Source organism: Paenibacillus sp. JJ-223, assembly GCF_927798175.1.
Lineage (GTDB): Bacteria > Bacillota > Bacilli > Paenibacillales > Paenibacillaceae > Paenibacillus > Paenibacillus hubeiensis.
This window is the reverse complement of the sequence record NZ_CAKMMP010000008.1, coordinates 148688-163289: the sequence shown is the minus strand read 5'-3', so window position 1 is coordinate 163289 and position 14602 is coordinate 148688. Positions and strand designations below refer to the sequence as shown.

Sequence of the window (14602 nt, the reverse complement as noted above, 5' to 3'; positions counted from 1 at the left end):
AGGCGATCGCCCATGAGGCCCGCAGGGACCTCAGGCAGAGAGCCCACCGCCGATGGAGCGAAGCCATCGGCCAAAGGGCCCCATGCGGCGAAGTCGAGGCCCTGGGGCGTTCCTGAAAAGGAACAGCCGCATAAGGGCCGACTCCCCGCACGCAGCATCACCCACGCGCCGCATGCTCGCCCCCGACAAACCATGCCGGGTGTCCAGAGGGCGGAGCGCCTATGGGGTCCCCCTTGGGAAGGGGGATTTAGGGGGATTGAAACGGTCCACAATTAACCAATGTCGAAAGGAAAGATATCATCATGCAAAGAGTTGACGTCAAGGAGAAGGCCCGCGCAAGAGAACTGCGCATGCTGAACAAATGGAAGGAAGAAAACACCTTCAAAAGATCGATCGAAAACCGCGAAGGGAAGCCGAATTTCGTTTTTTATGAAGGTCCGCCTACTGCAAACGGAAAGCCGCATATCGGACACGTGCTCGGGCGCGTCATCAAAGACTTTATCGGCCGTTACAATACGATGAAGGGATATCGCGTCGTGCGCAAAGCGGGCTGGGATACACATGGTTTGCCGGTGGAGCTGGGCGTGCAGAAGAAACTGGGCATCTCTCATAAATGGGAAATCGAAGATTATGGCGTGGAAAAGTTCATCAATGAATGCAAAGCCAGCGTTTTTGAATATGAGCAACAATGGAGAGACCTGACCGAAGGCATCGCCTACTGGACGGACATGGATAACCCTTATATCACGCTCGACAACAACTATATCGAAAGCGTGTGGAACATCCTTGCGACCATTCACGAGAAAGGGCTGCTGTATCGCGGTCATCGCGTAAGCCCGTATTGTCCTTCTTGTCAGACAACGCTGAGCTCCCATGAGGTTGCCCAAGGATACAAGGATGTTAAAGACCTCAGTGCTACTGCCAAATTCAAGCTGGATGACAGCGGAGAATTTGTACTGGCATGGACGACAACGCCATGGACGCTGCCATCCCACGTTGCGCTTGCGGTGAATCCGGACATGGAATATTCCCGCGTAAGCCAGAATGGTGAAGTGTACATCATGGCGACTAACCTGGTCGAGAAAGTCATGAAAGACGCAAAAGGTGAATATGAAGTCATTGGCACACTGAAAGGTTCCGACCTGGTTGGCAAAACCTATGATCCTCCATTCAACTACATTAAAGCAGAGAAAACCAATATCATCCTGGGCGCAGGCTTCGTAACCGATGCAAGCGGTACAGGGATCGTACACATGGCGCCTGCTCATGGCGAGGACGACTATCGCGTTTGCCGCGAGAACGGCATCAGTTTTGTGAACATGGTTGATCTGGAGGGTAAATTCGTAGCTCAGGTTACTGATTTTGCCGGACGTTTCGTCAAAGATTGCGATGTGGACATCGTGAGATACCTGTCTGAAAAAGGGCGCCTGTTCAGCAAAGAAAAATACGAGCACAGCTATCCATTCTGCTGGCGTTGCGATACACCTCTGCTGTACTACGCCATGGACAGCTGGTTTATCCAAACGACTGCGATCAGAGACCAATTGATCGCCAACAACAGTGAAGTGGAGTGGTATCCGGGTCATGTTCGCGAAGGACGTTTCGGCAAATTCCTCGAAGATCTGGTGGATTGGAACATCAGCCGTGACCGGTACTGGGGAACACCGCTGAACATCTGGGTGTGCGAGGAGACCGGCGAACAGTTTGCTCCGCACAGCATTGCCGAACTGCGTGCTCGCGCGATCGGGGATGTACCGGAAAACCTGGAATTGCACAAGCCTTACGTCGATGAAGTGAAGGTACTCAGCTCTTGCGGAAAATATGAAATGAAACGTACGCCGGAAGTGATCGACGTTTGGTTCGACAGCGGCTCCATGCCATTTGCGCAGCAGCATTATCCGTTTGAGAATCAAGATATCTTTGCGCAGCAGTTCCCTGCAGACATGATCTGCGAAGGGATCGACCAGACGCGCGGCTGGTTCTACAGCCTGCTGGCGGTTTCCACATTGCTGACAGGCAAAGCGCCATACAAAGCGGTTATGGCAACCGGACACGTACTGGATGAGAATGGGCAAAAAATGTCCAAATCCAAGGGCAATGTCATCGATCCATGGGATGTCATCGAAGAGTTCGGTACCGATGCATTCCGTTGGGCCCTGCTCTCGGACAGCGCGCCATGGAACAGCAAACGTTTCTCCAAAGGCATCGTGGCGGAAGCCAAATCCAAAATGGTCGATACGTTGGTGAATACCCATGCATTCTTGACGCTGTATGCGACGATTGACGGATTCGATCCGCAAGAACATCCGTTCAAAGTGTCTGCCCACAATCTGGATCGCTGGATTCTGTCCAGATTGAACAGCCTGATCCTTGTTGTTGAAAAGGCGCTGAACGTTAACGATTATCTGAACTCCTCCAAAGCGATCGAAGCGTTTGTCGATGAGCTCAGCAACTGGTATATCCGCCGTTCCCGCGATCGTTTCTGGGGCAGCGGACTGACTGAGGATAAATTGGATGCATACCGCACGCTGACTGAGGTGCTCGTGACAACAGCCAAATTGGTGGCTCCATTTACGCCGATGCTGGCGGAAGACATCTATCTGAATTTGAGCAACGGCGAAAGCGTGCATATGGATGACTATCCGGCAGCGAACGAGTCTTTGATCGATTTGGAATTGGAACGGGATATGGAGACGGCTCGCCGGGTAGTTGAGTTGGCACGCAATGTGCGTAACGAGACCGGCGTGAAAACGCGTCAACCGTTGTCCGAACTGATCGTTTCTCTGGACAAAGGCTTCAATCTCTCCGACTATGAGGATATCATCAAGGAAGAGATCAACGTAAAAACGATCCGGGCTGAGCATAACGACGCCGATTTCGTTGACTTCACGTTGAAGCTGAACCTGAAAGTAGCCGGCAAGAAATATGGCAAAAACGTTGGATTCTTGCAAAACCTGTTCAAAGGCATGACGCCGGATGAGACGCGCAAAGTGGTAACAGAGGGCCGATTCAATGTCGTTTCTCCGGATGGGGAAGAATTGCAAGTGACCGAAGAAGAGCTGCTGGTTGAAAAACAAGCCAAAACCGGCTTTGCTTCCGCTTCAGGATATGGATTGACGGTTGCACTCAATACCGAAATCACGCCTGAGCTGGAACAGGAAGGCCTGGTTCGCGAAGTGGTGCGCGTGGTTCAGGATACACGCAAAAAACTCGATCTGCCGATCGAGAAAAGAGTGCGCCTGACGCTGGACGTCGATGCCGAATTGCAGGCAGCCATCGAAGCTTTCGATCATGTGCTGCGTGAAAACGTGCTCGTGACGGACGTGGCTTTTGGTTCCAGTGAGTCCATGGAACGTGTCGAAGCTGCCGGTAAAAACATCGGTGTAGCGATCGAGTAGTTGGAGTACCCGAACATATCATACGAAAAACATGCACACGAGCCGCGGAGTCAGGGTTACCCTGTTTCCCGGCTCGTTTGATTTTAAGGCAAATGGGCAATGACTATATGGTGTACATTGCCATTATGGTATAAACCCCATACAGAAATGAGCGGAAATCATGACTGAACCAAAGAATAAACCGTCAACCGAAGCACAGGCGAAGACAACATCTTCCGTTCCGCCTACATTGGACTCGAACGAACAAATAAAGGAGCTGTTCACCCTGACGAGCCGAATCGCTCAGGAACTGGAACGTTCCCGCATTTCGCAATATACGGAGCTGCTGTATCGCCCCTGGAAGCTGATTGGGCTTAATCTGTTATCCGGAGCTGCCAGAGGAGTGGGCATTGCGATCGGCTTTACTTTTTTTGCAGCGACGATCATTTATTTATTACAGATGCTTGGTGCATTGAACCTGCCAATCGTGGGGGATTATATAGCCGATATTGTTCGTATCGTTCAGCGTCAGCTTGAATTGAATACGTATTAGGAATTAACGGGCAGCCTCAATATAAATCATCGGAAAATTCGACATCCGGTTCAAGCAATCCTTCGCCTTCGCCTCGTTCAAGGTATTCCTTGTATTGCCGGTTTCGTACGATGGATACGTCATGCCCGTAAATATCGGTGGCCACAAAGCTTTCATACGCTTCAACGCAGCCTTCGACTTCATCTGTAGCTTCGATCGACATCACATCATAGCTGTCGATGTCCGAGCCTTCGGCCATGGCCGGAGTATTGGATGTTCCCCAGCTCTCGACGATTTGCCATGCGTCTTCCCCATCGAAACCGTTTTGGTCCTCGCGCTCATCCAAACTTGTTCGGCCAAAGGGAGGTTCCAAAAATTGTTCTTCGACAGGTCGGTCGCTGGAGACATGGCCGGGTTGATGGTCGACGCAATACTGGGTATAAGGCACGGCTTGAAGACGCTCAAAGGAAATCGGCTGCCTGCAAACGACACAGATGCCGTATCTCCCTTCGTCCATGGATTGCAAAGCGGAAGCAATTCGTTCCACCTGAAATTCATCATGTTCCAGCAAGGAGATGTCTTTTGCACGTTCGTACATTTCTGTGCCTACGTCTCCCGGGTGATTATCGATGGGGGAAAGCTCGCCGGTCTGCAATTTCATTGAATCGCCTAGCCCATAATGTTCGTTCTCGGCAAGCCGATGTTCGATGTGCCGTTTCTCGGTGATCAGTTGGGTACGCAAGGAATGTAACTGTTCCGGTGATAGATGTGCCATGGTATTCCCCTTTCCGCAGCGATATGTTGAACCTGCTAAGCCGAATGTGTACTCCGTTGTAGGATGTGCCATTTCGGGCAGGAATACAGAAGGAAAATGTTATCCTTTTTGCCATGAAGCCGCCTTTCGCACGGGCCGTGGACGATTTCCAAACAGCTGTGCTACAATGGACAAGTCTGGCGCAAAGCCTGGTATCGTATGGAAAAGACAAGATCGGAGTGACAAAAAACGTGGTGTACTATATCCTCGCTTTTATCGTTTTTTTGGTGGATCAGGGCGTAAAATACCTGGTCGCGACACAAATGAACATCGGCGACGAAATTCCGGTCATCGGCAATTTCTTCGTTATTACCTCTCACCGCAATGCCGGCGCGGCGTTTGGCATTTTGCAAAACCAACGCTGGTTTTTTATCGTGGTGACCATTGTTGTAGTTGTTGCTCTGGTATGGTATTTGCAAAAAGTAAAAAACAGTCCGCACAAATTGCTGCCTGTAGCACTTAGTCTGGTGCTTGGGGGGGCGATCGGCAACTTCCTGGACCGGGCATTGACCGGTGAAGTCGTTGACTTTGTTCAGCTTAATTTTGGAAGTTATACGTTTCCCATCTTTAACATTGCCGACTCGGCCATATGTATCGGGGTGGCCTTGATCGTGCTTGAAACGCTGCTTGAAGGACGCAGAGAGAAAGCCGCTGCAAAGATTGAAGGGAATGAAACGCATGAGTAACCGTTTTGATGACGCAGCAAAAAGTCAGGAAGACGTCTCCGCTTTGGGAAAATACGGCCAGGAAGACGATCTTCTTCAAGGCAAAGAACGAATGGAATGGACTGTAGCTCCCGAGCATAAAAAGGAGCGCATTGACAAATATATTACGGAGTCGCTGGAGGACGTATCCCGCTCTCAAGTCCAATTGTGGATCGGTGATGGATTGGTTACGGTCAATGGCAGCGCGACGAAAGCGAATGCCAAGTTGTCCGAAGGCGACGTCGTGGTGCTTGAGATTCCGGAGCCTGCCGCGGTGGAGATTGCTGCCGAGGACATTCCGCTGGAAGTCGTATATGAAGACAGCGATGTCATCGTGGTCAACAAACCGCGCGGCCTCGTCGTTCATCCTGCACCCGGCCATCTGTCCGGGACGCTCGTGAACGCGTTGATGTACCACTGCAAGGACTTGTCAGGCATTAACGGCGAGCTTCGTCCCGGAATCGTGCATCGGATCGACAAAGACACATCGGGACTGCTCATGGCGGCCAAAAACGATCGTGCGCATGCTTCCCTGGCTGCACAGCTAAAGGAACACAGCGTAAATCGGCGTTACATTGCGCTTGTGCACGGCCATCTCAGCCACGATCAAGGCACGATTGATGCCCCGATTGGCCGTGACCCTCATGATCGGAAAATGTATACCGTCACGGAACGAAACAGCAAGCATGCAGTGACTCACTTCACTGTTACAGAGCGCATCAATGATTATACGTTGCTTGAACTGAAGCTGGAAACGGGACGTACGCATCAGATCCGGGTGCACATGAAATTCATCGGGCATCCGTTGGTCGGCGATCCGGTATACGGTCGCAACAAAGGTATTAAAATGCAAGGACAGGCATTGCATGCGGCAGTGCTTGGATTCGTGCATCCGACGAGCGGGGAATATATGGAATTCACGGCTCCGCTGCCGCAGGACATGGAGGATGTTCTCGCCTCATTGCGCAGCCGTTAGGACGCTGAAAGTACAAATGTTCGGGTGTTTTGTCCATGGATAAGACCATGTAAATGCTTCATAGTGGAATAGAAACTTGCGTCAAAACGAGGAGATGAATATCGCTATGAGTATCGACAAATATCAAGAAACCTACATCCAGACCAACTTCGCTGACCGCATCGGTGGCGCTAACTATGGCAAAGACACGAACATTTATAAATTCGAAAAAATCAAACGCGCCAAAGCTTCCGCCAAAAAGGATTTTCCGGATGTTGAACTGATTGACCTCGGCGTTGGCGAGCCTGACGAGATGGCAGATGCAGGCATCGTTGCCGCATTGGCTGAAGAAGCAGCCAAACCGGAGAACCGCGGTTATGCAGACAACGGTATTCCTGAATTCAAGGAAGCCGCTGCGGCCTACCTGAAAAACGTTTTTAACGTGGACGGCATCGATGCCGCAACGGAAATCGTGCACTCGATCGGTTCCAAGCCGGCTTTGGCCATGATGCCTTCCTGCTTTATTAATCCTGGCGACGTGACCATCATGACGGTTCCGGGCTATCCGGTTATGGGTACACACACGAAGTACCTCGGGGGAGAAGTGTATAACGTTCAATTGACGAAAGAGAACAACTTCCTGCCTGACCTGTCCTCCATTCCGGAAGATATCGCTAAACGCGCGAAACTGCTTTACTTGAACTATCCAAACAATCCTACGGGTGCAGCCGCAACGGTTGAGTTTTTCACTGAAGTGGTCGAGTGGGCCCAAAAATACAGCGTTGTCGTCGTACATGATGCTCCGTATGCAGCATTGACTTACGACGGAAACAAACCGTTCAGCTTCCTGTCCGTACCTGGAGCGAAGGATGTTGGCGTGGAGCTGCATTCCTTGTCCAAATCCTACAACATGACAGGCTGGAGAATCGGGTTTGTGGCAGGCAATCCGCTTGTTGTCAAAGCGTTCAGCGACGTAAAAGACAACAACGATTCCGGTCAGTTCATCGCGATCCAAAAGGCTGCGGCCTATGGCTTGAGCCATCCGGAAATTACCGAGAAAATCGCGGAGAAATATTCCCGCCGTCACGATTTGCTCGTGTCCGCGTTGAACGAACTTGGCTTCAAAGCAGAGAAACCGAAAGGCTCCTTCTTCCTGTATGTCGAAGCTCCTAAGGGTGTTGTCGGCGGACGCCGTTTCGAATCCGGCGAGGATTTCTCCCAGTTCCTGATTCGCGAAAAACTGATTTCGTCGGTGCCTTGGGATGATGCCGGCAACTTCGTGCGTTTCTCGGTTACCTTCATCGCTCAAGGCGAAGAAGAAGAGAAGCGTGTCATTGCTGAAATCAAACGCCGCCTGAGCGACGTGAAGTTCGAATTTTAAAATGTCAAATCATTCGTTGATATGAAAAGAGACCGAAAAGGTCTCTTTTTTGTTTTGTCTCGCAATTTCTTAGTTTTGTCTTTACAAAAAGTACCAAGTGATTTATTATTTATTTTTCGTTTATTATTTGTGTAGTAAAATGAATGTTAATGGAGTTTTTTGGGAAGGGAGACGATGAGGTTGTTATCATCACGTCCAAATATTTCATCATCTGCAAGCAAAACGGACGAAAGCGTGGTGGCGGGGTATATCCGCCTGCTGCGCCCAAAGCAATGGACGAAAAATTTGCTGCTTTTTGCCGCTTTGGTTTTTTCTTTTGAGGAAATTCGAACAGAAACGGTCATCGCCACACTCGTCGGTTTTTTCCTGTTCAGTCTGGTGGCAGGCTGCGTATATATTTTGAACGATTACGTGGACCGCGAACGGGATCGCCAGCATCCCGTGAAAAGAAACCGCCCGATCGCATCGGGACAAGTGAGCCCCCGTCAGGCGCTTGGGTTTGGAATCGGGTTGCTGGTCTTGTCCGTAGGCTCGGCAATGATGTTAAACCCATTATTCGGCGTGTTGTGCATCGTCTATTTTGCGCTTAATGTATCGTATTCGTTTGTGCTCAAACATATAGTGATCATGGATGTCATGACGATTGCCGCCGGGTTTGTGCTGCGTGCGATTGCCGGGGGTGTGCTGATTCATGTTCCTTTTACGCCATGGTTTCTGATCTGTACGATGCTGTTGTCGCTATTTTTGGCTATCGGTAAACGGCGTCACGAACTCGTACTGCTGGAAGGCAATACGGGATCGCATCGTAAGGTTTTGGATCATTATTCTGTTACGCTGCTCGATCAATTCAACACGATTGTGACTACGGCGACCATTATCAGTTATTCGCTGTTTACGTTCACGTCCAACCGGACGATTCATTTGATGTGGACGATCCCGCTTGTCATTTACGGCATGTTCCGTTATCTATATTTGGTTCATATGAAGAACAAAGGCGGCTCTCCCGACCGTGTTTTGTTTGAGGATAAGCCTATATTGATCACCGTCATTCTGTATGTGGCTGCGGTTATCGTTATATTTTCCATTTTTGAATAACCATCCGTAACAAGGAGGAACAAGGTTGAGTTTGAAAAGCACGAAAATTGCCATTTTCGATATTGATAAAACGATTATACGCAGCGATTCCATGTTCCAGTTTGTAAGTTATGGCATTCGCCGTTTTCCGGCACTGGCGTTGCAGCTTCCGATGATCGGACTACATACCATGCTCTACAAAGCGGGATTGATGAAAGTAGAGCGGGTCAAGCGCTCTTATTTTAAAGGAATTGAACGGATGTCCGAGGCTGATCTGGAGCATTTCTTTGAAAGTCGGCTCCGCACAGCGATGTTCGCTGAGGCCAATATGGAGATGATGCAGCGCAAGAAAGAAGGGTACCATGTGCTGCTCGTGACGGCATCTCCCCATGCCTACATGAAGTATTTTCAGACCTTATCTTGGGTCGATCATGTGATCGGTACCGAACTTGCGCGCCGGCCCGATGGGACAGGGTACAAGTGTTCTATCGAGGGAAGCAATTGCAAGGGAGAAGAGAAAGTGCGCCGCATCCTGTCCTATCTGGAGGAACAAGGGATGACCATTGATTATGAACATTCATGCTCCTATTCTGATTCACTTTCAGACCTGCCCGTGATGAATTTGGTGGCTCGGCGATATTTCATCAACAGGAGCGTGCCAGATATGGAGGAACTATCATGGGGAAAATGACAGGACGCCATACAGGCAAAATGTTCATGCTGTTTTCGGCGTTCCTGACGGCAACGGGCCAGCTCTTCTGGAAGTGGGGGCTGGAGGAGTGGATCTACCTTGGGTTTGGATTCGCGTGTTACGGATTGGGAGCGGTGCTGATGATCAAGGCTTTCTCGCTGGAAAAACTGTCGGTCGCCTATCCCCTGATGTGTACGAGTTATGTATTCGCACTGCTGTACGGCCATTTTTTGCTGGGGGAGGACATTACGCTGCAGAAACTTGCTGCCGTCCTGCTGCTTGGAATCGGGGTGACGTTAACCAGTGTGGAACGATAGCTGGATGGCGGTTGTGCTTGTTGTCATGACGCTTTGCGGAGCGATTGGCGGAGCCGGGCTCAAAGCATACGCCGACAGTCGCAAACGGCTGCATGTGTTAGGAGGACTTGGATTTTACGGGGTTGGGGCGTTGCTTAACATTTTGCTGCTGCGCTTCCTTCCGCTGACCGTAGTTCTTCCGGCTAATGCGCTGACGTATGTATGGACACTTTTGATTGCCCGATGGGTGTTCAAAGAAAATGTAGGACCGCTGCGCTGGGTGGGTGTCGCTTGCATCATGGGCGGGTTGTGCTTTTTGGTGTTTTAAAGACCAGACGAAAAAACAGGATGTGAAATAATGAATTTTCTGGATTACATATTTTCCGACCGCAGGGCGAACCGTGCAGCGCTTCTGTTATTTATTGGTTTTGCTCTTTTTTACGGACTGATCAACATTCCTTACGTCAATTATATGGCCGAAAATGCCGGACTTCTTGGAGATCGGAGCCCGTTTAACACAAGGGATTTTCCGCTGAACCTGTTCAATTTTGATCCATCCATGTATTACGGCATGAACAGTTCTTCCGTCATTCATCCGTTGATTTCTTACTTAACGGTTGTATTGGGGGGAGGCGCAGCGCTGCTGGGCGGCAATGGATTCTTTCTTGTGCTGCAGTCGCTTGTCAATGCTTTGTCCGTCATGCTTGTGTTTTTGTTCCTTGCCCGCAAAGGGAAGGAATTAACGGTTCCGCTGCTTGTAGCGCTGATGTTCGGATTCAGCTCGTACCTCATGTTTACTGCATTGATTCCGGATTCTTATCCGTATGTGCAGCTTTTCATCTTGATTTCGGTAGTTTACTTGCAATATTCTCGAGAGCGGGAAGAGGTTAGCTACTCCGCGAATGCAGCGATGGCTGCCGTCAATTTTGGCCTGACGTCCACCAATATCGTTCCTTTTGCGGCCAGTTTGTTCGTTAATATGCGAGCTTGGCGGAATCGAGGGAGCTTCAAAAAATACGTTGGCATCATGGTTTTGGCTGTCGGCATGATTGCCGCGCTGACCGTCATCCAGTACGTGGCATTCGGCGGACGGAGCTGGGTTAGCAACTGGCTGCTCGGTATCCAGAACGGGGGAACCAGCTATGCAACGCCATTCCAGTTTGCTGCACATTGGAAGGCGCTTGGGCTTCTGACCATCAACCCGATGCTGTCCCCGAAAGTTCATTTATTGGACCCGGGCATGATGGCGTTTGTATCGGATTTGTCCCGACCAACGCCTCTGTATTCCCTGTTCGTCGGCCTGTTCATTCTGGTGCTTGCGCTTGCAGGCTTTATCGCGGGCGTTCGGAAGAGAGAAGTGTGGACGCTGGTTCCGTACGTTTTGTTTGCATTTTTGCTGCACATCGTAGTGGGCTTTGGGCTTGCAGTATTCCAATACGACATGTACCTGTATGCAGGACATTACCTGTTTGCGTTTTTCTTGTTGGCCGGAGGATTCGTCATTGGTCTTCGTCCTGGCATAGGTAAATCCGCGCTTACCGTTTTGCTCGCCGTGTCCGTTCTGGTGATGGCCGCCAATAATGTGTACCGCCACTTCGAGACGTTGACGACGATTAAGCAATCTTACGAGCAGCTGGATTCAACTTCCACGATGAACGAATTCATTTCGGCACCGAACCAATTGTGAAAAAATGAATGAAGTTATATAAACCGCAAAAAACAAACACACGTTAACGGAGAGGCAGAACTAATCTGGAGAAGCAAAGCGTTCGCATTTATCACCGGATTTTCCCCTTAGAAAGGGGGATCCAAAAAAATCTGGGGATAACAGCGATCGGAAGATGGTACTGCACTCGCAGTGCTCTAGTGTGAATGATTAGTGCGGTTTATATAGATTAAAAAAAGACCATGAATCCATGAAGGATTTATGGTCTTTGTTGTGGTTCTGCTTGAGCATCTCAAGCGATGATTTTCGTTTTTTTGGCATTCTCCGCAGATCGTCGGGTCAGGCTGCTTAGCGGCCGCTTCAACGCCAGAGCGATAACGAGGCTAATCGCGATGAATATGCATAACCACAGAATATCCTTCCACGCGGTCTCCCACAAAATGCCGCCAACAGCCTCGCGCAGCAAACTGATGGCATACGTGAACGGCATGAAAGGATTGAGGGCCTGAAAGAACGGAGAGGTCATGCTGATCGGGAACGTGCCGCCCGAACTGGAAAACTGGAATACCATGAAAATGATCGCAATGCCTTTCCCGATATTGCCAAAGACGGACAACAAGGTATACGTGATCGTGACGAAAACGGCACTCACCAGCATGGCAAACAGCACAAACCACCATTTATCGGCCACATAGGTGCCGAGCAGCCAGATGTCGCCCAGCGTGACGCAAACGGCTTGAAGCAAACCTACCGTCAGGAATGTCGCCAGACGTCCCAGGTAGAGCTGATATCCCCTGAACTTTCCATCCGGATTTTCGGCTTCCGCCCGCAGCAGTGAAATAAGCAATGTAGATCCGACCCATAACGACAATACGCCGTAAAAAGGGGACATGGCCGAACCGTAGTTGGGAATCGGGTATAACTGGTTTTCCTTGATGTGTACCGGGCTCGCAAGAAAGGCGCTCTCTGCTTCAATGTCACCCCGCAGCAATTTGGCCAGCTCCGCAAAATGGTTGTCCCGTTCCACTTCCCTGAGCTTGTCGGCGGCCTGCCTGATGGCATGCTCCAATGCCGGCAGATCGGTGCGTACCAGTTCGGCTGCGCGTTTCACGCCTGTCTGTACTTCGGGCAGCTGATTTTTCACAAAGTCTGCTGCTCTGCCGATTTGTTTCTCCGCCTCGGGCAGATCGTTTTGCACAAAGCGGGCAGCTTCATCCAATTTGGCTTTGACTTTGGGCAAGTCATTCCGGATGATCGGGGCCACCGCATTCAAGGCGCGAATGAATGCATTGCTCTTGCTCCGCAAGGTTTGTGAGATCTCATGGACCTTGGCTTGAATTTCCGGCAAATTCTGCTGCAGTTTTCTCAATTCACTCTGGCCAAGCGTAATGCCTTCTTTGGCTGTTGCAAGTATGCCCGCAACATCTGGTAAGGCGTCCTGCGCGGTTTGAAGGGCAGCCGCGGATGAAGATAACATCGTTCTCAAATGATCCGATCCGGCGGCCAGTGCCGGCGCGATTACATTGTCATAAGCCTTCAACGCTTCGCCGATGCCGTTTCCGACATCCCTCGATAATTCGTGCAATTGGGCGACGACGTCGGCAGGCGGGGTAGCGTTGCGCCGCAATGCGTCACTCACGATTCCGGCCAGACGAATCTGCAGCTGCAGCTTGTCCGATACCGCGTTCAGTTTGGAAATCTGGTTACTCAACGGGTGAGAGGGCAGAAAATCATTGATTTTGCTGAGCAGTGCGGACGTATTGTCCGTCATTCTAAGCGCGATCCCCAATCTTGATGCGAGATGATCCAATTCATCGGCCGTGGGCAGCTTGCTCAGGTCCGTGCTTTGCAAGCGCTCGAACACATCTCCTGCCGCATCGCTAATCTGCTGCACCAGCAGCAGGTTTTGTCTGATGGCCGGGGCAATGCTGTTCATTGCTTTTTCGCTTGAAGCGATGAATTGGTTGACTCCTTCCGTTAATGCCTTTCCGTTTTCTGCAATTTGGGCAACGTTGTCCAAATTTTGCTCCGCTGTCGTTACGATATTCAGCGCCTTGTCCGATTGCTCCAACGCAGTCTGAATGATGCTCCCCACCTTATCGAAATGCTGGTCCACATCATGCACGAAGCCAGCGGCTTTTTGAAGCTCGGGAATTCGTTCCTGGATGGCCAGAATTTCCGAGGCGGCGGATTGAATTTGAGGCCAATGCTGCTGAACCTTTACTACATATTGCGCAGCCTCGTTGATTTCCGGCAGCTTTTGCTGGAGCTCGACGATTTTCTGCGCCTTCTGCACGATCTCGGGCATCGCTTGATCCACTTCGAGAATTTTCTGACCCGCATTTTCGATTTGCGGGAGGTTGTTCTCCAGCGTAAAAATGCCATTCTCCATTTTTCGCAGCGTTGGCAACTGTTCATTGATCTGCACTCCGGCTTCTTTCAGCTTGGTGAGAACGGCCTCGCTGACGGCTTCGGTGAAATTTTCATTGATTTGAGTCGTGATTGCCGACACGCCTGAACCTGTAATTTTGGGCGCGATGGCGTTGATCTTTTCATTCACCGTATATATGACCTCCGGGCGTTCAAGCTTTCCGTCGACAATGCTGGTTATTTTGGCGGAAAAGTCTTGGGGAATCAGCAGACTGGCGTAATATTCTCCGGTCTGTACGCCGTGAGAAGCCTTCTCCTCGTCAACAAACACCCACCCGAGTTTTTTGTTTTGCTTCAGGCTCGAAATGAGCTCGTCTCCGATATTGAGCGTTTGGCCTGCGACGGACGCACCCTGATCTTCGGAGGTAACGGCGATTTTGATCCCTTGGGTATTGCTGTAGGGGTCCCAGACGGATTTGACATTAACCCAATCGTACACGCCGGGAAGCAATATGATGGCCACAATCAGAAAGATGCCGGTGGGCACCTTGAGGATGTGGAGCCAGTCTGTTTTGTAAATGTGCCAAATATTTCGCATAATGCCCTCCTGAACGTAAGTATGCAGCAAACATGAAGCAGTTCCTGTAATGGATGGAAGAATGATTTTACCATCCATCATTGTACCCGGGAAGCGTTGAAAGGGAATGATGCACATGGCGTACTTACATGTTTTACATACCCT

Annotated in this window: 12 protein-coding genes; 10 read left to right on the top strand and 2 right to left on the bottom strand. The window is 50.3% G+C overall.

Annotation, left to right across the window (positions count from 1 at the left end):
* Window positions 1-302 precede the first annotated feature (302 nt).
* The gene (gene ileS, locus L6H98_RS15930) at window positions 303-3398 is read left to right on the top strand and encodes an isoleucine--tRNA ligase (RefSeq protein ID WP_236416607.1); all 3096 of its coding nucleotides are present in this window, start codon (window positions 303-305) and stop codon (window positions 3396-3398) included.
* 160 nt (window positions 3399-3558) lie between these two features.
* Window positions 3559-3930: a DUF5665 domain-containing protein gene (locus L6H98_RS15925; RefSeq protein WP_236416606.1), complete on the top strand. Its 372-nt coding sequence runs from the start codon at window positions 3559-3561 to the stop codon at window positions 3928-3930.
* 16 nt (window positions 3931-3946) lie between these two features.
* Here L6H98_RS15925 and L6H98_RS15920 read toward each other — a convergent pair whose 3' ends face one another.
* Entirely contained in the window at window positions 3947-4684 is a 738-nt protein-coding gene (locus L6H98_RS15920; RefSeq protein ID WP_236416605.1) for a TraR/DksA C4-type zinc finger protein, read from the bottom strand.
* A 230-nt stretch (window positions 4685-4914) separates the two neighbouring features.
* Between L6H98_RS15920 and lspA the strand changes: the two genes are divergently transcribed.
* From lspA to L6H98_RS15880, 8 genes are all read left to right on the top strand, one after another.
* Window positions 4915-5409 (top strand): signal peptidase II, encoded by a 495-nt coding sequence (gene lspA / locus L6H98_RS15915; RefSeq protein WP_236416604.1) that lies wholly within the window; start codon window positions 4915-4917, stop codon window positions 5407-5409.
* Window positions 5410-5500: 91 nt separating this feature from the next.
* A complete protein-coding gene (locus L6H98_RS15910) occupies window positions 5501-6403 on the top strand; it encodes an RluA family pseudouridine synthase (RefSeq protein ID WP_236416740.1) in 903 nt (300 codons plus the stop codon).
* Window positions 6404-6509: 106 nt separating this feature from the next.
* Window positions 6510-7763 carry an LL-diaminopimelate aminotransferase gene (locus L6H98_RS15905; RefSeq protein WP_236416603.1) on the top strand — a complete coding sequence of 418 codons (1254 nt, stop codon included), beginning with the start codon at window positions 6510-6512 and terminating at the stop codon, window positions 7761-7763.
* Window positions 7764-7964: 201 nt separating this feature from the next.
* Window positions 7965-8858 (top strand): decaprenyl-phosphate phosphoribosyltransferase, encoded by an 894-nt coding sequence (locus L6H98_RS15900; RefSeq protein WP_236416739.1) that lies wholly within the window; start codon window positions 7965-7967, stop codon window positions 8856-8858.
* Between the two features lie 25 nt (window positions 8859-8883).
* Entirely contained in the window at window positions 8884-9528 is a 645-nt protein-coding gene (locus L6H98_RS15895) for an HAD family hydrolase (RefSeq protein WP_339273835.1), read from the top strand.
* Window positions 9516-9845 (top strand): EamA family transporter, encoded by a 330-nt coding sequence (locus tag L6H98_RS15890; protein WP_236416602.1) that lies wholly within the window; start codon window positions 9516-9518, stop codon window positions 9843-9845. Before L6H98_RS15895 ends, L6H98_RS15890 begins: the two co-directional genes overlap by 13 nt.
* Window positions 9832-10152, top strand: coding sequence for a permease (locus L6H98_RS15885; RefSeq protein WP_236416601.1), 321 nt, complete (start codon window positions 9832-9834; stop codon window positions 10150-10152). Before L6H98_RS15890 ends, L6H98_RS15885 begins: the two co-directional genes overlap by 14 nt.
* Before the next feature lie 30 nt (window positions 10153-10182).
* Complete coding sequence (locus L6H98_RS15880) at window positions 10183-11511, top strand: DUF6080 domain-containing protein (RefSeq protein ID WP_236416600.1); 1329 nt, start codon at window positions 10183-10185, stop codon at window positions 11509-11511.
* A gap of 271 nt (window positions 11512-11782) precedes the next feature.
* Here the strand turns inward: L6H98_RS15880 and L6H98_RS15875 are convergent, their stop codons facing one another.
* Window positions 11783-14458, bottom strand: coding sequence for a YhgE/Pip domain-containing protein (locus L6H98_RS15875; RefSeq protein WP_236416599.1), 2676 nt, complete (start codon window positions 14456-14458; stop codon window positions 11783-11785).
* Between the last annotated feature and the right edge of the window lie 144 nt (window positions 14459-14602).

What these genes read in the sequence shown, in the direction of transcription:
- ileS (WP_236416607.1), top strand. Translation starts at nt 303, where the DNA reads ATGCAAAGAGTTGACGTCAAGGAGAAGGCCCGCGCAAGAGAACTGCGC.
- L6H98_RS15925 (WP_236416606.1), top strand. Translation starts at nt 3,559, where the DNA reads ATGACTGAACCAAAGAATAAACCGTCAACCGAAGCACAGGCGAAGACA.
- L6H98_RS15920 (WP_236416605.1), bottom strand. Translation starts at nt 4,684, where the DNA reads ATGGCACATCTATCACCGGAACAGTTACATTCCTTGCGTACCCAACTG.
- L6H98_RS15910 (WP_236416740.1), top strand. Translation starts at nt 5,501, where the DNA reads ATGGAATGGACTGTAGCTCCCGAGCATAAAAAGGAGCGCATTGACAAA.
- L6H98_RS15905 (WP_236416603.1), top strand. Translation starts at nt 6,510, where the DNA reads ATGAGTATCGACAAATATCAAGAAACCTACATCCAGACCAACTTCGCT.
- L6H98_RS15890 (WP_236416602.1), top strand. Translation starts at nt 9,516, where the DNA reads ATGGGGAAAATGACAGGACGCCATACAGGCAAAATGTTCATGCTGTTT.
- L6H98_RS15880 (WP_236416600.1), top strand. Translation starts at nt 10,183, where the DNA reads ATGAATTTTCTGGATTACATATTTTCCGACCGCAGGGCGAACCGTGCA.
- L6H98_RS15875 (WP_236416599.1), bottom strand. Translation starts at nt 14,458, where the DNA reads ATGCGAAATATTTGGCACATTTACAAAACAGACTGGCTCCACATCCTC.